This window comes from Achromobacter sp. UMC46, from assembly GCF_014170335.1.
Taxonomy (GTDB): Bacteria; Pseudomonadota; Gammaproteobacteria; order Burkholderiales; family Burkholderiaceae_B; genus Achromobacter.
This window is the reverse complement of the sequence record NZ_LZZS01000035.1, coordinates 277,928-295,260: the sequence shown is the minus strand read 5'-3', so window position 1 is coordinate 295,260 and position 17,333 is coordinate 277,928. Positions and strand designations below refer to the sequence as shown.

Here is a 17,333-nt window from a genome sequence, read left to right as displayed (position 1 = left end):
CCTTAAGTCTCCGGTGGCTTCTCAGGGCCGTTGTGGGCCTCGCCGGTGTCAACGGCCGCGGCCACAGCGGGTGCCGTAGGGGGGGGCGTAGCGGGGGCCGCAACGGGCGCCGCAGCGGGTGCCGCGGCTGGGGCCGGCGGGACGGCGGCGCGGGCGCGCTCTTCTTCACGCAGGCGCAGGATGCGGCGCTGGATCTTGCCGGTTGTCGTCATGGGCAATTCGTCGACGAATTCGATCTCTTTCGGATACTCGTAGGGCGCCAGGCGCTCGCGGACGTGTTCCTGAAGGTTCTCGATGACATCGGCGCGGTCGCGGTGGACGAACTCCGGCGTCAATACAACGTAGGCCTTGACTACGGCGCCACGCTCGGTGTCCGGCTTGGGCACCACGGCGGCATTGGCCACGGCAGGATGCCCGATCAGGCAGCTTTCGATTTCGCCCGGGCCGATCCGGTAGCCCGACGACTTGAACACGTCGTCGGCTCGGCCGGCATACCAGAGGTAGCCGTCGGCATCGAGGGTGGCGAGGTCGCCCGTCAGGCACCAGTCGCCCTTGAACTTGGCCTGGGTGGCGGCTTCGTTGCGCCAATAGCCCAGGAACATCACCGGGTCGGGATAGCCGTGGATGTCCAGCCGGTTGACGGCGATTTCGCCTGTTTCGCCGGCGGTCACGGGTTTGCCGTCATCGTTCAGCACCGCGACCTGATGGCCGGGGTAGGGCCGGCCCATGCTGCCCGGCCGGGCCGGCCAGCGCTTCTGGCTGTTGCCCACCACATAGTTCATTTCCGTCTGGCCGAACATCTCGTTGGGCGTCACGCCGAGTGCCGACTGGCACCATTCAAAGACGGTTTCGCCCACGCTTTCGCCTGCGCTCATGATGGAGCGCAAGGCCAGCTGGTAGCGGTTGCGGGGTTCCGGCACCGCCTTCATCATCATCTTCAGCGCGGTCGGGAAGAGGAAGGTGTTGGTGACTTGATAGCGCTCCATCAGCTCGAACGCGCGTTCGGCGGAAAAGCGGCCGCGCGTGCCCACGATGGGGTGCCCGAAATACAGCGTGGGCAGCAGGGCGTCCATCATGCCGCCCGTCCAGGCCCAGTCGGCCGGCGACCAGAAGACATCCGCGGGCTTGGGGAACCAGTCCTGCGAGGCCACGAAGCCCGGCAGGTTGCCGATCAGCACGCTGTGCGGCAGCAGCGCGCCCTTGGGCGCGCCGGTGGTGCCCGACGTATAGAGCAGGATGGCGGGGTCGGACGACCGCGTCGGGATGGCCTTGAATTCGCTGGGCTGGCGGGCCAGCAGGCTGCGCCACGGCAGGACGCGCTCGTCGGCGAAACCGATGCCGATGATCTGCTGCAGGTTGGGGCAGTTGTCGCTGACGGCCAGCAGGTTGGCGCTGGAGGCGTGGTCCACGATGGCGACCCGGGTTTCCGAGTCGCGCAGGCGGCTCTCCAGGGCTTCGGGGCCGAACAGGGCCGACAGGGGCAGCACGACGCCGCCCACCGTGTAGATGGCCATGTGGGCGACGACGGTTTCGGGGCGTTGCCCCAAAACGACACCGACCCGATCGCCGCGGCCCACACCCATTTTCACCAGGCCGTTGGCCAGCTGATTGACGGCCTCGGCCAGTCGGGCATAGGTCCAGACCTCGCGGTTGCCGGACTCATCTTCGTAGTAGATGGCAATGCGCCGCGCATCCGGACTACTGGATGCCCAGCGGTGGCAGCACGCATCCGCAATGTTGAACTGGGTCGGTACCAGCCAGCGGAATGATTGGTAGAGCGCCTGATATTGGTCGTTCATGGCCCTATGTTGTAAGCATGTTGCAGCTGCGTGAACGGGCCAACTCGCCCGTTGCCTCAGATGCAAGCATGACCTAGAGGGCCGTGAACTGCAATATCCCCGTTGCGTAATGGGGACGCATACGGGTTATCACGGGTGTTTGCTTTGGCGCCGCAGTGCGGAGGGCAGGGCGGGCAAGGACAGCGAACGCGGGGGGCGGGGGGCCGGTTCCGGATGCATTTCGGCCTGGATCGCCGCCCAGTCCAGCAGCTGGAGCTGGCCGTCGTGGGTTTCCGCCAGGGCGGACAGGCTTTCCACCCAGTCGCCGTCGTTGCAGTACAGGATGCCGCCCACGTCGCGCAGTTCGGCCTTGTGGATGTGGCCGCAGACCACGCCGTCCAGGCCGCGCCGGCGCGCTTCGCCCGCCAGCGCTTCCTCGAAATCCGTGATGAACGAGACGGCGTTCTTGACCTTGTGCTTCAGGTACTGCGACAGGGACCAGTAGTGCAGCCCCAGCCGGTGCCGCAGCCGGTTGAAATGATGGTTGATCCACAACGCCAGCTGATAGAGCCCGTCGCCCAGATGGGCCAGCCAGCGGCTGTGCTGGATCACGCCGTCGAACTGGTCGCCGTGCAGAACCAGCAGGCGCAGGCCTTTGGCGGTGACGTGCACGTCTTCGTCCAGGATCTCGATGTCGCCGAACGCGTAGCCTGCGAATTCGCGGGCGAATTCGTCATGGTTGCCGGGGATGAACACCACCCGCGTGCCGTTGCGCGCCTTGCGCAGGATGCGCTGGATGACGTCGTTGTGCGCCCGCGGCCAGTGCCAATGCTTGCGCAGCTGCCAGCCGTCGACGATATCGCCCACCAAGTACAGGGTGTCCGAATCGTTGTGGTCCAGGAAATCGAGCAGGAATTCCGCTTTGCACCCGGCAGTGCCCAGGTGAATATCGGAAATCCAGAGAGCACGCCAGTGCGCAGGTCGGATTTCGTTCACGGTCGCTTCCATGTGGGCTGTCGTCATGCCTCAGGATGAAATCATCCGGCGATGACGCGCGTGTGAAGAATCCGTGACGCTGTTGTGACGGTGGCGCGGTTTTACATGGCGCCGCCGTCACGGGGATGGCTCAGGGCTGTTGCTGCCCGTCGGCCTTCTTGCCGCGCAGGCGCTTCCACAGCCCGCCGCCCAGCGCGGCCGCGGCCAGGATGCCGACCTTGGCGAACTTGGCCAGGAAGGCGGCGATGACGGCGAAAAGCCCCAGCTTCTTGGCGGCCACGCCGGCCACCAGCGCGGCCAGCCCGTATTCCGCGACCTTGTCGGTCGAGGAATCGAAATCGGCGTAGCGCTTGCCGTCCACGTAGTTCAGGTTGTCCAGCAGCGCCAGCACGGCGGTCTTGTCCTTGGGCACCAGGCTTTGCTGGGTGATCAGGTCCAGCGTGATGTAGCCGTCGCGGCCCAGCGCATAGGTGTTGTAGTTCACCGTCGGGTCTTCGCCGGCGTCGGCGCCCTTGTGCTTGGCGGCCACCGACCAGACCAGCCGCTGCGAGTTGCTGTCGTACTTCGGGGCCTCGACCCAGCCGTCCACGGTCAGTTCGGGAAAGCCGCGCTTCTTGCGCGCTTCGTTGGACTGTTCGGTGCCTTCGCGCAGGCTGTCCAGCAGTTCGCCGACGTTCCAGTTGCGCGCGTCGTCGTCCTTGATGTAGCCGGCCTTGTCGAAGTTGACGGTGACGACCCAGTCGTCATCGTCGCTTTTGGGCATCACCACGCCCAGCAGCGACGGATCCTTGCCGTTGCCGTAGGCCTGCATCAGGCGTTCGGCCTGGAAGCGCGGCACGAAGAACATGTTCTGCGGCAGGCGCACCACCGCCTGGTCGCCCAGCTTCACTTCCGCAGGCCCTTGCTGGGCGGCGGCGAAGGCGGCTTTCATGGCGGATTCGATCTCTTGCTGGGCCGATGCGTTCTGGGCCGTGGCGCCGGTGGGCAGGAAGCACAGCGCGCTGGCGGCGGCCAGCGACAGTCGGGAGAGGAAAGCGCGCATGAGAGGTCCGGAAGGCGTCTGTTTAACGGGGCCTCATTGTCTTTGCGGACGACTTTCAACTTTCTGAAAGCATGCGCCGAAATCGCCGCATGCTTTTGCTAATTGTAATAATTTATGTGTGACGGGGGCGGCTACCGCGATTTCTGGCGCTGCGGCGCATTGCGCAGGCGTGTGCCCAAGATGCGGTCATGCAGGAACTGCCCGTCGGGGTCGAACCATGACCAGACGAAGATCGTGAAGGGCGCGGCGACGATGAACATGTCCATCGAGGCCCAGCCAGTCAGGCTGGCGGCGCCCCACACCACGGCGGCCCCGGCCAGCACCAGGGGCCAGACCAGCACGTAGCGCAGGATCAGCCGGAGCGTGCTCGGCGTGTTGCCGTCGCGATCCACCAGCCGGATGTTCCAGGTCTTCATGGGCAAGGTCTGTCCGCGGCGGCGCCAGCACAGTACGAAGTAGGCTCCGATCGCGACGAACAGCCAGGCTTGCCTCGCCGACCGCAGTTCCAGCGCGTTCTTGCTCTGGGTCAGCGTGTCCAGCAGGTAGCCGGCCAGGAACACCACGCCGAACAGCAGCACGGCTTCGTACATCATGCAGGCGAATCGGCGCAGCCGATTGGGGGTCTGGTCAAGGGCGTCTGTCGTCATGGGTCGCCATTATCCGATAAAAAGGTGCCCCCACGGCGCGCCCTGCGGGCTTCCTGCCGCCCCAAAGGGGGCTCTCCCCTTTTGGGGCGGCCCGGCGGGGGAGGTGCCCTCACGCTTCAGTTCTCTGCCCCCAAGGGGAAAAAGACCGGACGAAAAAAAACCCGCCGGTAAGGGCGGGTCTATAAAAGGGGCTATGCAGCCCCCAAGGGGAAAATCTTTCGGACCTTAGCGCTTAAGGTCCAGGCCTGTCTTTAGGCTGCGGAGTGCGCGTTCTTGGCGCTCGTCTTGCCGGCCAGGGCCTTCACGCCGTGGGCCAGCTTACGCAGGCCTGCGGCCAACGCCCGCATCGGGTGCGGACGGAATTGTTCTTCAATAGCCTGGAGCATCAGTTGGCGCTCGAGTTCGTCGGTCAGGCGGATGGTGTTGTTCGGGTTGATCACGTTAGCCTCCACGGGCTTGCACAGTTGTTTGCTACTAGGGATAACCCGAATTATAGGGTTTACCCTGAAACTGTGCAAGAGGAAGGTGCAATCAGGTGCAACTTGGCAACACCCTGGTGCTGATAATGCCCCAAAACCGCGCGACGGGGCACCATAAGCAAAGATACGCGCACCATGTTGCGGCGCTTTTACAACGCGCGGGTCCGGGCGGAAAAAGGGGGGGCGCCCGGGGCGGGAAGGCCGCCCGGGCGCCGTGTGATCAGGCGTCGCGGTAGCCAGCGGCGACCAGTTCGAAACCGAACAGGCGGCAGTCCAGCGCGCCGTTGTACAGCGGCACGCGGCGCTTGGGCTTCAGGCGCATCTGGTTGGGCAGGGTCAGGTCGCTGGTGATGACGTGCAACTGCCAGCCGGCGAAATTGCGCTTCAGGCAGCTGGCCCAATCGCGCCACAGCTCCGCGTCCTGCTCGGTCAGCATGCGCTCGCCGTAGGGCGGGTTGGTGACGATCCAGCCGTGGTCGGCAGGCGCCGCGATCTCGCGGGCGTCGCCGATTTCAAAGCGGATGGAATCGGCCGTCAGCCAGGCGCGTTCGGCGTTGTTCTGGGCGAATTCAATGGCTTGCGGGTCCAGGTCGTAGCCCACCAGCGGCGCGTCCAGCTGCGGCAGGATGCGCGAGCGGGCGTCGTCCTTCAGGTCGCGCCAGCGGTAGGCGTCATGGTCGCGCAGGCGCTCGAAGCCGAACGGGCGCGAAATGCCCGGGGGCACGCCCAGCGCGATCCAGGCCGCCTCGATCAGGATGGTGCCCGAACCGCAGAACGGGTCCAGCAGCGGCGCCGCCGGGTCCCAGCCCGCCAGGGCCAGCATGCCGGCCGCCAGGTTCTCGCGCAGCGGGGCTTCGCCCTTGTCCAGGCGCCAGCCGCGCTTGAACAGCGATTCGCCCGAGGTGTCCAGGTACAGGGTGGCCGTATGGCCTGTCAGGAACAGGTGGACGCGGGCGTCCGGCCGCACCGTGTCGATGCTGGGGCGTTCGCCTTCCAGTTCGCGCAGGCGGTCGCAAATGCCGTCCTTGGCGCGCAGATTGCAGTACTGCAGGCTTTGCACCGGGCTCTTGATGGCCGAGGTGTCCACGCGCAGCGTCTGCTCAGCGCCGAACCAGCGTTCCCAGGGGGTGTCGCGGGCCAGGTCCAGGATGTCGTCTTCGTGCGAGATCTCGGCGTGCGCGACCTGCACCAGGATGCGGGTCGCCAGGCGCGAATACAGGTTCGCGCGCTGCACGCCGGCCCAATCGGCCGTGAACGAGCAGCCGGCGCGGCCGGCCTTGGCGTCTTCATAGCCCAGGGCCTGCATTTCGGCCGTCAGGGCCTCTTCCAGGCCTTGCGGGCAGGGGGCGAACACCGTGAACACTTCCGCCTGGCGCACTTCGCGCGGGCGGCGGCTGCGGGTGTCCGCGGCCGGGGCGCGTTCGCGCGAATCGTCGCGTTCCCGGGAGAATTCCGGCTGCGCGTCCTGGCTGTGATCCGGCACGTCGCCGTGATCGGGCTCGGCGGCGAATTCGGGCGCGGGGCCGTCGTCTTCGAACGGATCGTAGAAGCGTCCCGCCGGCGTGGCGGGGGCGATGTATTGGTCGTCGCGCAGGCGCGGCGCGCGCTGCTGCGCACGCGGGGGGCGCGAACCGGCGCTTGCGCCCGGGTCGCGGCGCGAGTCGTCGGAGGAGCGGCTGCGCGGGGCGCGGTCGGACGGGCCTCGGCTGGGCGCACCGCGTTCGGAGGCTCCCCGGCTGGGCGCGCCGCGGTCATATTGGCCGCGTTCGGACTGGCTGCGATCGGATTGGCCACTACGCGGCGCCTGCCCGCGGGGGGCTGCGCCGCGGCCGCCGGCGGCCGGCTTGCGGGCGTAGCGCGCCTCTTCTTCCTGGCGGCGCTGGTAGCCCTCGGGGTCTTTCTGGCGTTCGACGTTTTCGCGGGTGCGCTCGATCTGGGCGACCAGGCGGGCGCGGGCGCCCGTGCGGGTGCGCTTGGGCGCTTCTTCGGCGTGGGCGTCGCGGGCCGTTTTCTTGATCGTCAGCGTCTTGCGCGGACGGTCGTGTTCATCAGAGGACATACGAATCCTGGCGAATGTGCAAAGGTAGGGGGAATCAGAAGGGTTTGACGACGACCAGCGCCACCACCACCAATAGCAGCAAGACGGGAACTTCGTTGAACCAGCGATAGAACTTGTGCGAACGGGTGTTTTTGCCCTGTTCGAATTTTCGCAGCATCAAGCCACAGGCGTGATGGTAGCCGATGACGAGCAGGACGAAAAAGAGTTTGGCGTGCATCCAGCCGTTGCCGGGGCCCACGCCGATGCGATAGCCCAGGTAAAGCCACATGCCGAACACGATGGCGACCACGGCAAGGATGGTGGTGAAGCGGTACAGCCGGCGGGCCATGCCCAGCAGCGTGGCCTGGACGGAGGCGTCCGTCTGCTGCGCCAGGTTCACGAAAATGCGCGGCAGATAGAACAAGCCGGCAAACCAGGAAGCGATGAAGACAATATGGAAGGTCTTGACCCAGAGCATGGCCATGGCGCGATCCGATCGAGGAAAGCCGCATTGTAAGCTGCGGCAACCTTGCGGCCGGACGCCGGCCAACGCCCCGGGGCCATGGCGCCCGGGGCGTTTGTCGCGGCGCCAAGGCAGCCCGCTTCAGATCACATACAAGTCCACGTACTCGTGCACCGGCATGGCCTCCAGCGCCTGCTGGTCCAGCGACACGTCCAGGATGCGGCGCTGCTGCTTGGCCGGGAACATGCGCGCCAGGTTGGTCCGGAATTTGGCTTCCAGCAGCGGGATGCCGTCCTGCCGGCGGCGCTTGTGGCCGATGGGGTATTCGCAGACGATCTCGTCGAACCGGGAGCCGTCGTTGAACTCGACGGTCAGCGCATTGGCGATCGAGCGCTTGTCCGGATCGTGGTAATCGCGGGTATAGGCCGGGTCTTCCACGCAGACGATCTTGTCGCGCAGCGCGTCGATGCGCGGATCGCGGGCGATCTCGTCTTCGTAGTCGCCGGCCGTCAGGCGGCCGAATAGCACGGGCACGGCCACCATGTACTGGATGCAGTGGTCGCGGTCGGCGGGGTTGTTCAGCGGACCCTTCTTGTCGATGATGCGGATGCAGGCCTCGTGCGTGCGGATCGTGATCGCCTTGATGTCCTCCGAGCGCTTGCCTTGGGCGCGCAGCCGGTCGTGGATCTCCATGGCGCATTCCACTGCGGTCTGCGAATGGAACTCGGCGGGGAACGAGATCTTGAACAGCACGTTCTCCATCACGTAGCTGCCATAGGGCCGCTGGAACGTGAACGGCTGGCCCTTGAAGAGCACGTCGTAAAAGCCCCAGGTCTTGGCGGTCAGCACCGACGGATAGCCCATTTCGCCGGTCTTGGCGATCAGCGCCAGGCGCACGGCGCGGCTGGTGGCGTCGCCGGCTGCCCAGCTTTTGCGGCTGCCGGTATTGGGGGCGTGGCGGTAGGTGCGCAGGCTTTGGCCGTCGACCCACGCAAGCGATACGGCGTTGATCACTTCATCGCGGTCCAGCCCCAGCATCTGCGCCACGACGGCGGTGGACGCCACCTTGACCAGCACGACGTGGTCCAGCCCGACTTTGTTGAAAGAGTTCTCCAGCGCGATGCAACCCTGGATCTCGTGCGCCTTGATCATCCCGGTCAGGACGTCGCGCATGGTCAGGGGAGGCTTGCCGGCGGCGACCGCGGTGCGGGACAGCCAGTCGGCGGTGGCCAGGATGCCGCCCAGGTTGTCCGACGGGTGGCCCCATTCGGCGGCCAGCCACGTGTCGTTGAAATCCAGCCAGCGGATGATCGTGCCGATGTTGAACGCGGCCTGCACCGGGTCCAGCTGGAAAGACGTGCCGGGCACCTTGGCGCCGTGGGGCACCACCGTGCCCGGCACGACCGGGCCCAGCAATTTCTTGCACGCCGGGTACTCCAGCGCTTCCAGGCCGCAGCCCAGCGTGTCGATCAGGCAACTGCGGGCGGTTTCATACGCCAGGCCGCTCTTGATTTCGTAGTTCAGAACGTAATCCGCGATATCGACCAGCACCTGGTCGGGATCGGGACGCACGTTGGAGATCGGGGCAGACATAGCGGTACCTCTCCATAGAATGAATACAGGTAGCCATGCTGCGCCCTTGCTCTCGTCTGGCTTGCGCCGGGCTTACTTGCGCTTGTCCAGCGGCACGAACTTCTGGTCTTCCGGACCCACGTAGTTGGCGGTGGGGCGGATGATCTTGTTGTCGATGCGCTGCTCGATGATGTGAGCCGACCAGCCTGCGGTGCGCGCGATGACGAACAGCGGGGTGAACATGGCGGTGGGCACGCCCATCATGTGATAGCTGACGGCCGAGAACCAGTCCAGGTTGGGGAACATCTTCTTGATGTCCCACATGACCGTTTCAAGGCGTTCGGCGATGTCGAACATCTTGGTGGTGCCGGCCTTTTTGGACAGTTTCTTGGCCACGTCCTTGATGACCTTGTTGCGCGGGTCGGACACGGTGTAGACGGGGTGACCAAAGCCGATGATAACTTCGCGGGCCTCGACGCGGCGGCGGATGTCGGCTTCGGCCTCGTCCGGCGTCTCATAGCGCTTCTGCACGTCGAACGCCACTTCGTTGGCGCCGCCATGCTTGGGGCCGCGCAGCGCGCCGATGGCGCCGGCGATGGACGAGAACATGTCCGAACCGGTGCCGGCGATGACGCGCGCCGTGAACGTGGACGCGTTGAACTCGTGTTCGGCGTACAGGTTCAAGGAGATGTGCATCGCCTTGACCCATTCGTCGCTGGGCTTTTCGCCGTGCAGCAAGTGCAGGAAGTGGCCGCCGATGCTGTCGTCGTCCGTCTGCACGTCGATGATGCGACCGTTGTGGCTGTAGTGGTACCAGTACAGCAGGGCCGAACCCAGATTGGCCATCAGGCGGTCGGCGATGTCGCGCGCGCCCGGGGTGTTGTGGTCGTCTTTCTCGGGCAGCACGCAGCCCAGCACCGACACGGCGGTGCGCATGACGTCCATCGGGTGGCTGGAAGCGGGCAGGGCTTCCAGCGCCACTTGCAACTGGGCCGGCAGGCCGCGCAGGCTCTTCAGCTTTTGCTTGTAGGCGGCAAGTTCGGACTTGTTGGGCAGTTTGCCATGGACCAGCAAGTGGGCGATTTCCTCGAATTCGCTCGCGTGCGCGATGTCCAGGATGTCGTAGCCGCGGTAGTGCAGGTCGTTGCCGCTGCGGCCCACCGTGCACAGTGCGGTGTTGCCCGCGACCACGCCCGACAGGGCAACGGACTTCTTGGGTTTGAAACCGGCTTTCTCTTCCGGCTTGGCGTCCGGTTTGGCTTCTTGCTTCTTGGGAGCCGTGCTCATGTCTCTACTCCTTTCCTTTCGCGATTGACGATATGGGGGAACAGCTTGGCGCCCCGGGATGGCCGCGGCGCCGGATACAAAAGGCGTTGCGGACTTACGCTTTGCCCTTTTGGAAGAGCGCATCCAGTCTGGATTCGAATTCGTGGTAGCCGATGCGGTCGTACAGTTCCTCGCGCGTCTGCATCAGGTCCACCACGTTTTTCTGGTGGCCGTCGCGGCGGATGGCGGTGTAGACGGCTTCGGCGGCCTTGTTCATAGCGCGGAAGGCGGACAGCGGGTAGAGCACCATGCCCACGCCCACGCTCTTTAACTCTTCGACGGTGAACAGCGGCGTCTTGCCGAATTCGGTGATGTTGGCCAGGACCGGCACCTTGACGGCTTTGACGAAGCGGTCGTAGGTGGGCAGGTCGTAGGCGGCTTCGGCGAAGATGGCGTCGGCGCCGGCTTCCACGCAGGCCAGCGCACGCTCGATGGCGGCGTCCACGCCGTGCGAGGCGATGGCGTCGGTGCGGGCGATCAGGTAGAAGTCGCTGTCGGTGCGCGCGTCGGCGGCGGCCTTGACGCGGTCGGCCATTTCCTCGGTAGTGACGATTTCCTTGCCGGGACGATGGCCGCAGCGCTTGGCGCCGACCTGGTCTTCGATGTGGCAGGCGGCCGCGCCGAACTTGATCAGGCTCTTGACGGTGCGGGCGATGTTGAACGCCGACGGGCCGAAGCCGGTGTCGATGTCCACCACCAGCGGCACGTCGCACACGTCGGTGATGCGGCGCACGTCGGTCAGGACGTCGTCCATCGTGTTGATGCCCAGGTCGGGCAGGCCCAGCGAACCGGCTGCGACGCCGCCGCCGGACAGGTAGATGGCGCGGTAGCCGGCGCGCTTGGCCAGCAGGGCGTGGTTCGCATTGATGGCGCCGATGATCTGCAGCGGGCTTTCTTCGGCAAGGGCGCGGCGGAAGAGGGCGCCGGGCGATTCGGGTCTGGACATGGAGGTCTCCGTTCTTTCTTATGGCTAGCCCACGACCTTATCGCGGGTCCGGAACATGAATCTGTCCCCTTGGCGACAATCGCCGCGGGCGCTGAAAAGGGACAGGTTCATGCCTCGGGAATGTATTGCGGCCTTGCTTAGGAATTGGGCCCGCATGAACGGGCCCAATTCTTCAGTCAAACGCTGCTTACTTCAGCAGGTCCTTGACGCCGTCGCGCTCTTCCAGGAGCTCTTTCAGCGTGAAGTCCAGGCGCTCGCGCGAGAAGGCGTCGATTTCCAGGCCTTCAACACGCTTGTATTCGCCGTTTTCAGTCGTGACCGGCACGCCGTAGATGATGCCTTCGGGGATGCCGTAGGAACCATCCGACGGGATACCCATCGTGACCCACTTGCCGTTGCTGCCCAGGACCCAGTCACGGACGTGGTCGATGGCGGCGTTGGCGGCCGAAGCGGCCGAGGACAGGCCACGGGCTTCGATGATGGCGGCGCCGCGCTTGCCCACGGTCGGGATGAACGTGTCGCGGTTCCAGGCGTCGTCATTGATCAGCTTGGTCAGCGACTCGCCGCCGACGGTGGCGAAGCGGAAGTCGGGGTACATCGTGGGCGAGTGGTTGCCCCACACGACCAGCTTCTCGATGGCGGCGACCGGCTTGCCCGACTTGGCGGACAGTTGCGACAGGGCGCGGTTGTGGTCCAGGCGCAGCATGGCGGTGAAGTTCTTGGCCGGCAGGTCCGGAGCCGACTTCATGGCGATGTAGGCGTTGGTGTTGGCGGGGTTGCCGACGACCAGGACCTTGACGTTGCGGCTGGCCACGTCGTTCAGGGCCTTGCCCTGTGCGGTGAAGATCTGGGCGTTGACGGACAGCAGGTCCTTGCGCTCCATGCCGGGGCCGCGCGGACGGGCGCCGACCAGCAGGGCCACGTCGGCGTCCTTGAAGGCGGTGCGCGGGTCGCTGTGGGCGGTCACTTCCTGCAGCAGCGGGAAGGCGCAGTCATCCAATTCCATGATGACGCCCTTCAGGGCCTTTTGCGCTTTCTCGTCGGGAATTTCCAGCAGTTGCAGGATGACGGGTTGATCTTTACCCAGCATTTCGCCGGAGGCGATGCGGAATAGCAGTGCGTAACCGATTTGGCCGGCGGCGCCGGTGACGGCGACACGCAAGGCAGGCTTGGACATGGACGTTCTCCGTAATGGTTTGGCGAGAAGAATCTCACCAATCAGTGTAATCGTTGACGAGGCCGAAACAGCGCGTGCAAGCATGCCGGCGCGGGCCCCTGACAGCCGTGAATCCTAGAACGATTTCAGGGGTGCGTCAAACGCTCTTCTATCTTATATAAGACATAAGACGTTGGACAGCTTCCCGCCCGATATGCCACAATAGAGCGTTTATTCGAATGCGTTGCAGCACAGTCCGCTGTGCCTTTGCCGGCGCATTTTGGATATGGGTCTGCATCCTTTTTTTAAGCGGCCTTCCCATCATCCGGATGAACATGACACTTTCAAGAAGATCCATGGCAGAGCCTCGGCCCGAAACCTCCTTACGCACTCGCGCCGCCCGTTCAACGGGCGAGGGAGCCGCTTTCAGTCCGCTCTACCGCCAGATCAAGGATCTGCTTGTTCAAAGCCTTGAGCGCGGCGAATGGAAGCCCGGTGAACTCATCCCCAGCGAAATCGATCTGGCCGCCCGTTTCCAGGTGAGCCAGGGCACGGTGCGCAAGGCGGTCGACGAGTTGGCGGCCGAGCACATGCTGCTGCGCCGGCAGGGCAAGGGCACGTTTGTCGCCACCCACCACGAAGCCCGCGTGCGCTACCGTTTCCTGCGCCTGGCCGCCGACGAAGAAGGCGAACCCGGCCGCGCCGAAAGCCGTATCCTGGAGTGCCGGCGCCTGCGCGCGCCCGCCGAGATCGCGCGCGCCCTGGACCTTCGGGCAGGCGAAACTGTCGTCATGATCCGCCGCCTGCTGTCCATGGGGCAGACGCCCACCGTCGTGGACGACATCTGGCTGCCTGGCACCATTTTCCGTGGGCTGACCCTCGAGCTGCTGACCGCCAACAAGGCGCCGCTCTATGGGCTGTTCGAATCCGAGTTCGGCGTCAGCATGGTGCGCGCGGACGAAAAGCTGCGCGCGGTGATTGCGCCGGCCGAAGTCTGTCCCCTGCTTAATGTTCCCGCCGGCACGCCGTTGTTGCAGGTAGACCGGGTGTCGTACACCTATGGTGACCGCCCCATGGAAATTCGCCGGGGTTTGTACTTGACCGATCGATACCACTACCGCAATAGTCTGAATTGATGAGCTTTTACACTACGATTTGATACCAACCCAATCTCTAGGCGAAAATAGCGTGTTTGCCCGCAAGGGCCACGGCATTTTCGCCGTCACGATTCCCTAGTTCAGAAACACCGAGGCCGTCATGTCCGACACCGCTGCCAAGCCACGTCCGCAGTTTCGCAATATTGGGCTTGCCCAAGTCGCGTTCTCCTATCGCCTGCCGCTGGCCGGCAAGCTGTCCATCCTGCACCGCATCAGCGGCATTTTGCTGTTCCTCTGTTTGCCCTTGGTCATCGTTCCGCTGTTCGCGGCGAGCGTGGCCGCACCGCAGTCGTTCGCCTGGATCGCCTCCATCGCGGCCAACCCGATCGTCAAGCTTGTCTTCCTGGTCCTGATCTGGGGCTACCTGCACCACTTCTGTGCCGGCATCCGCTACCTGCTGCTGGACCTGCACATCGGTATCGACAAGCTGTCGGCCAAGAAAAGCGCCGGCGTGGTCTTCGGTGTCAGCCTGGCGCTGACGCTGGTGTTCGGTCTCAAACTGTTCGGAGTCCTGTAAATGGCCGCCGCTAAAAACTACGGTCCCAAGCGCCTGGTCGTCGGCGCCCACTATGGGGTTATGGACTTCATCATCCAGCGCATCACCGCCGTCATCATGGCCGTGTATACGCTGGTGCTGCTCGTCGGCATCCTGACGATGCCCGCCTTCACGTATGAACATTGGGTCAAGCTGTTCAATTTCTACGTGGGCTTCATTCCGGTAGGCCAGATCCTGGCCTCCCTTGCATTCATTGCGTTGGCCTGGCATGCCTGGATTGGCGTGCGCGACATCTGGATGGATTACGTCAAGCCGGTGGGCCTGCGCCTGCTGCTGCAAGTGCTGACGATCCTTTGGTTGGTCGGTACGGTCGTTTACTTCGCGCAAATCCTCTGGAGCATTTAAGCCGTGGTCTCTGTCATGAAATCCTTGCCGCGCCGCCAGTTTGATGTGGTGGTCGTTGGCGCCGGTGGAGCCGGCATGCGTTGTTCGCTGCAACTGTCCCAAGCGGGCCTGTCGGTTGCGGTGCTGTCCAAAGTGTTCCCCACGCGTTCGCACACCGTTGCCGCGCAAGGTGGCGTGAGCGCCTCCCTGGGCAACATGAGCGAAGACAACTGGTACTGGCACATGTACGACACCGTCAAGGGGTCGGATTGGCTGGGCGACCAGGACGCCATCGAATTCATGTGCCGCGAAGCGCCGAACGCCGTGTACGAACTCGAGCACTTCGGCATGCCGTTCGACCGCAACCCCGACGGCACGATCTACCAGCGTCCGTTCGGCGGCCACACCGCCAACTTCGGTGAAAAGCCGGTGCAGCGCGCCTGTGCCGCCGCCGACCGCACCGGCCACGCGCTGCTGCACACCCTCTACCAGCGCAACGTCGCCGCGCGCACCCAGTTCTTCGTCGAATGGATGGCGCTGGACCTGCTGCGCAACGAAGCCGGCGACGTCGTCGGCGTGACCGCCCTGGAAATGGAAACGGGCGAGATCTACATCCTGGAAGCCAAGACCACGGTGCTGGCCACCGGCGGTGCGGGCCGCATCTGGGCCGCTTCCACCAACGCCTTCATCAACACCGGTGACGGCCTGGGCATGGCGGCGCGCGCGGGCATCCCGCTGCAAGACATGGAATTCTGGCAGTTCCACCCGACCGGCGTGGCCGGCGCCGGCGTGCTGATCACGGAAGGCGTGCGCGGCGAAGGCGGCATCCTGCTGAACAAGGACGGCGAACGCTTCATGGAGCGCTATGCGCCCACGCTGAAGGACTTGGCTCCGCGCGACTTCGTGTCCCGCTCGATGGACCAGGAAATCAAGGAAGGCCGCGGTTGCGGTCCGGACGGCAGCTACGTCGTCCTGAAGCTTGACCACCTGGGCGCCGACGTCATCAACAAGCGCCTGCCCTCGATCCGCGAAATCGCCATCAAGTTCGGCAACGTCGACCCGATCAAGGAACCGATCCCCGTCGTTCCGACCATCCACTACCAGATGGGCGGCATTCCGGCCAACTACCACGGCCAGGTGCTGTCGCGCGAAAACGGCGAGAACAAGGTCGTCAACGGCCTGTACGCCATCGGCGAATGCGCTGCGGTGTCGGTGCACGGCGCCAACCGCCTGGGCACGAACTCGCTGCTGGACCTGATCGTGTTCGGCCGCGCCACCGGCAACCACATCGTGAATTCGCACCCGGAGCGCCAGCGCGCCCACCAGGATCTTCCGAAGGAAGCCGTCGAGTACTCGCTGGACCGCGTGAACAAGCTGGAATCGCGCACGTCGGGCGAAAAGACGCAAGACATCGGCAACGCCATCCGCTTCTCGATGCAGCGCCACTGCGGCGTGTTCCGCACGCTGGAACTGCTGAACGAAGGCGTGACGCAGATCGAAGATCTGGCCAAGCAAGCCGACAATATCTACTTCAAGGACAAGTCCAAGGTGTTCAACACCGCGCGCGTCGAAGCGCTGGAAATGGCCAACATGACCGAAGTGGCCCGTGCCACGATCAAGTCGGCTGCTGCCCGCACCGAAAGCCGCGGCGCGCACGCGTTGGACGACCACCCGACCCGCGACGACGAGAACTGGCTGAAGCACACGCTGTGGTACTCCGAAGGCAGCCGCCTGGATTACAAGCCTGTGCAGATGAAGCCTTTGACGGTTGAGTCCTTCCCGCCCAAGGCGCGTACCTTCTAAGTCCGGATAGAGCCCATTATGAGCACCAAGAGAATCGTCAAGTTCGAAATCTACCGCTACGATCCGGACAAGGACGAGCGCCCGTACATGCAGAAGCTGGACGTTGAACTCCAGCCGACCGACAAGATGCTGCTTGATGCGCTGGTGCGCATCAAGAACGACGTCGATGACAGCCTGGCCCTGCGCCGCTCGTGCCGTGAAGGCGTGTGCGGTTCGGACGCCATGAACATCAACGGCAAGAACGGCCTGGCCTGCACGACGAACCTGCGCGAACTGAAAGAACCCATCGTTCTGCGTCCGTTGCCGGGCCTGCCCGTCATCCGCGACCTGATCGTGGACATGACGCACTTTTTCAACCAGTACCACTCCGTTCGTCCGTACCTCATCAACGACGCGCCGCCGCCCGAAAAAGAGCGCCTGCAGTCGCCCGAGGCGCGAGAAGAACTGGATGGCCTGTACGAGTGCATCCTGTGCGCGTGCTGTTCCACTTCCTGCCCGTCGTTCTGGTGGAACCCGGACAAGTTCGTCGGCCCGGCCGGCCTGCTGCAAGCCTACCGCTTCATCGCCGACAGCCGCGACGAAGCCACGGGCGAGCGTCTGGACAACCTGGAAGATCCGTACCGCCTGTTCCGTTGCCACACCATCATGAATTGCGTCGACGTCTGTCCCAAGGGACTGAACCCGACCAAGGCGATCGGCAAGATCAAGGAACTGATGGTTCGCCGCACGGTCTAGTTTCTAGTGTGAAGACTTTTGTATTTATGGTGTAACGATGAGCAGGCTAACTGAACTGGAGCGGGCGCGTCTGCGTTGGCGGGCGCGCCGCGGCCTGCTCGAAAACGACTTGATCATCACCCGGTATCTTGATGCTTACGAGGCTGACCTTACCGATGATGATGTGGCCGCATTGACCCAGCTGTTCGAGATGGGAGATAACGATCTTCTCGACCTGCTGCTGGCCCGCAAGGAACTCGAAGGCGAACTGGATACGCCCAGGCTTCGGGGGATTATTGGCCAGATGCGCGCACTCTGATTAATGTGAGAGGAAAT

At 64.4% G+C, this 17,333-nt stretch carries 17 protein-coding genes; 6 read left to right on the top strand and 11 right to left on the bottom strand.

The features are described from left to right. Positions 1-2: 2 nt before the first annotated feature. The 11 genes from A9973_RS25210 to A9973_RS25160 all read right to left on the bottom strand — a co-directional run bounded on the left by A9973_RS25210 (position 3) and on the right by A9973_RS25160 (position 12,464). Positions 3-1,799, bottom strand: coding sequence for an acyl-CoA synthetase (locus A9973_RS25210; RefSeq protein WP_183016358.1), 1,797 nt, complete (start codon positions 1,797-1,799; stop codon positions 3-5). A gap of 129 nt (positions 1,800-1,928) precedes the next feature. Next, on the bottom strand, positions 1,929-2,801 hold the full coding sequence (locus A9973_RS25205; RefSeq protein WP_183016357.1) for a UDP-2,3-diacylglucosamine diphosphatase: 873 nt from the start codon (positions 2,799-2,801) through the stop codon (positions 1,929-1,931). Between the two features lie 103 nt (positions 2,802-2,904). Beyond that, a complete protein-coding gene (locus A9973_RS25200) occupies positions 2,905-3,816 on the bottom strand; it encodes a DUF2167 domain-containing protein (protein WP_183016356.1) in 912 nt (303 codons plus the stop codon). A 131-nt stretch (positions 3,817-3,947) separates the two neighbouring features. Then, on the bottom strand, positions 3,948-4,463 hold the full coding sequence (locus A9973_RS25195; RefSeq protein ID WP_183016355.1) for an RDD family protein: 516 nt from the start codon (positions 4,461-4,463) through the stop codon (positions 3,948-3,950). A 251-nt stretch (positions 4,464-4,714) separates the two neighbouring features. Then, positions 4,715-4,903: a hypothetical protein gene (locus tag A9973_RS25190; RefSeq protein ID WP_035212795.1), complete on the bottom strand. Its 189-nt coding sequence runs from the start codon at positions 4,901-4,903 to the stop codon at positions 4,715-4,717. 259 nt (positions 4,904-5,162) lie between these two features. Continuing rightward, a complete protein-coding gene (locus tag A9973_RS25185; RefSeq protein ID WP_370539532.1) occupies positions 5,163-6,536 on the bottom strand; it encodes a class I SAM-dependent RNA methyltransferase in 1,374 nt (457 codons plus the stop codon). A 499-nt stretch (positions 6,537-7,035) separates the two neighbouring features. Next, positions 7,036-7,464 (bottom strand): CopD family protein, encoded by a 429-nt coding sequence (locus A9973_RS25180; RefSeq protein ID WP_175216749.1) that lies wholly within the window; start codon positions 7,462-7,464, stop codon positions 7,036-7,038. A 120-nt stretch (positions 7,465-7,584) separates the two neighbouring features. Further along, positions 7,585-9,036 carry a bifunctional 2-methylcitrate dehydratase/aconitate hydratase gene (locus A9973_RS25175; RefSeq protein ID WP_183016353.1) on the bottom strand — a complete coding sequence of 484 codons (1,452 nt, stop codon included), beginning with the start codon at positions 9,034-9,036 and terminating at the stop codon, positions 7,585-7,587. A 72-nt stretch (positions 9,037-9,108) separates the two neighbouring features. After that, entirely contained in the window at positions 9,109-10,302 is a 1,194-nt protein-coding gene (prpC, locus tag A9973_RS25170) for a 2-methylcitrate synthase (protein WP_183016352.1), read from the bottom strand. A gap of 94 nt (positions 10,303-10,396) precedes the next feature. Beyond that, on the bottom strand, positions 10,397-11,287 hold the full coding sequence (gene prpB / locus A9973_RS25165) for a methylisocitrate lyase (RefSeq protein ID WP_006218121.1): 891 nt from the start codon (positions 11,285-11,287) through the stop codon (positions 10,397-10,399). A gap of 187 nt (positions 11,288-11,474) precedes the next feature. Next, positions 11,475-12,464, bottom strand: coding sequence for a malate dehydrogenase (locus tag A9973_RS25160; protein WP_054423904.1), 990 nt, complete (start codon positions 12,462-12,464; stop codon positions 11,475-11,477). 335 nt (positions 12,465-12,799) lie between these two features. Here A9973_RS25160 and A9973_RS25155 point away from each other — a divergent pair, with 335 nt between their 5' ends. From A9973_RS25155 to A9973_RS25130, 6 genes are all read left to right on the top strand, one after another. Continuing rightward, entirely contained in the window at positions 12,800-13,579 is a 780-nt protein-coding gene (locus A9973_RS25155) for a GntR family transcriptional regulator (protein WP_006223903.1), read from the top strand. A gap of 121 nt (positions 13,580-13,700) precedes the next feature. Further along, positions 13,701-14,117 carry a succinate dehydrogenase, cytochrome b556 subunit gene (sdhC, locus tag A9973_RS25150; RefSeq protein WP_006223904.1) on the top strand — a complete coding sequence of 139 codons (417 nt, stop codon included), beginning with the start codon at positions 13,701-13,703 and terminating at the stop codon, positions 14,115-14,117. Further along, positions 14,118-14,501, top strand: coding sequence for a succinate dehydrogenase, hydrophobic membrane anchor protein (gene sdhD / locus A9973_RS25145; protein ID WP_054423899.1), 384 nt, complete (start codon positions 14,118-14,120; stop codon positions 14,499-14,501). A gap of 3 nt (positions 14,502-14,504) precedes the next feature. Continuing rightward, complete coding sequence (gene sdhA / locus A9973_RS25140) at positions 14,505-16,283, top strand: succinate dehydrogenase flavoprotein subunit (RefSeq protein WP_183016351.1); 1,779 nt, start codon at positions 14,505-14,507, stop codon at positions 16,281-16,283. A gap of 18 nt (positions 16,284-16,301) precedes the next feature. Further along, complete coding sequence (locus A9973_RS25135) at positions 16,302-17,018, top strand: succinate dehydrogenase iron-sulfur subunit (RefSeq protein WP_105555041.1); 717 nt, start codon at positions 16,302-16,304, stop codon at positions 17,016-17,018. Between the two features lie 37 nt (positions 17,019-17,055). Then, positions 17,056-17,316: a succinate dehydrogenase assembly factor 2 gene (locus tag A9973_RS25130; protein WP_183016350.1), complete on the top strand. Its 261-nt coding sequence runs from the start codon at positions 17,056-17,058 to the stop codon at positions 17,314-17,316. The last annotated feature ends 17 nt before the right edge of the window (positions 17,317-17,333 follow it).

Bases quoted from the DNA above. Each gene is read 5' to 3' on its own strand.
- A9973_RS25135 (WP_105555041.1), top strand. From the start codon at position 16,302: ATGAGCACCAAGAGAATCGTCAAGTTCGAAATCTACCGCTACGATCCG.
- A9973_RS25160 (WP_054423904.1), bottom strand. From the start codon at position 12,464: ATGTCCAAGCCTGCCTTGCGTGTCGCCGTCACCGGCGCCGCCGGCCAA.
- prpC (WP_183016352.1), bottom strand. From the start codon at position 10,302: ATGAGCACGGCTCCCAAGAAGCAAGAAGCCAAACCGGACGCCAAGCCG.
- A9973_RS25195 (WP_183016355.1), bottom strand. From the start codon at position 4,463: ATGACGACAGACGCCCTTGACCAGACCCCCAATCGGCTGCGCCGATTC.
- A9973_RS25180 (WP_175216749.1), bottom strand. From the start codon at position 7,464: ATGGCCATGCTCTGGGTCAAGACCTTCCATATTGTCTTCATCGCTTCC.
- A9973_RS25175 (WP_183016353.1), bottom strand. From the start codon at position 9,036: ATGTCTGCCCCGATCTCCAACGTGCGTCCCGATCCCGACCAGGTGCTG.
- A9973_RS25210 (WP_183016358.1), bottom strand. From the start codon at position 1,799: ATGAACGACCAATATCAGGCGCTCTACCAATCATTCCGCTGGCTGGTA.
- A9973_RS25205 (WP_183016357.1), bottom strand. From the start codon at position 2,801: ATGACGACAGCCCACATGGAAGCGACCGTGAACGAAATCCGACCTGCG.
- prpB (WP_006218121.1), bottom strand. From the start codon at position 11,287: ATGTCCAGACCCGAATCGCCCGGCGCCCTCTTCCGCCGCGCCCTTGCC.
- A9973_RS25200 (WP_183016356.1), bottom strand. From the start codon at position 3,816: ATGCGCGCTTTCCTCTCCCGACTGTCGCTGGCCGCCGCCAGCGCGCTG.
- A9973_RS25155 (WP_006223903.1), top strand. From the start codon at position 12,800: ATGGCAGAGCCTCGGCCCGAAACCTCCTTACGCACTCGCGCCGCCCGT.
- sdhC (WP_006223904.1), top strand. From the start codon at position 13,701: ATGTCCGACACCGCTGCCAAGCCACGTCCGCAGTTTCGCAATATTGGG.
- sdhD (WP_054423899.1), top strand. From the start codon at position 14,118: ATGGCCGCCGCTAAAAACTACGGTCCCAAGCGCCTGGTCGTCGGCGCC.
- A9973_RS25130 (WP_183016350.1), top strand. From the start codon at position 17,056: ATGAGCAGGCTAACTGAACTGGAGCGGGCGCGTCTGCGTTGGCGGGCG.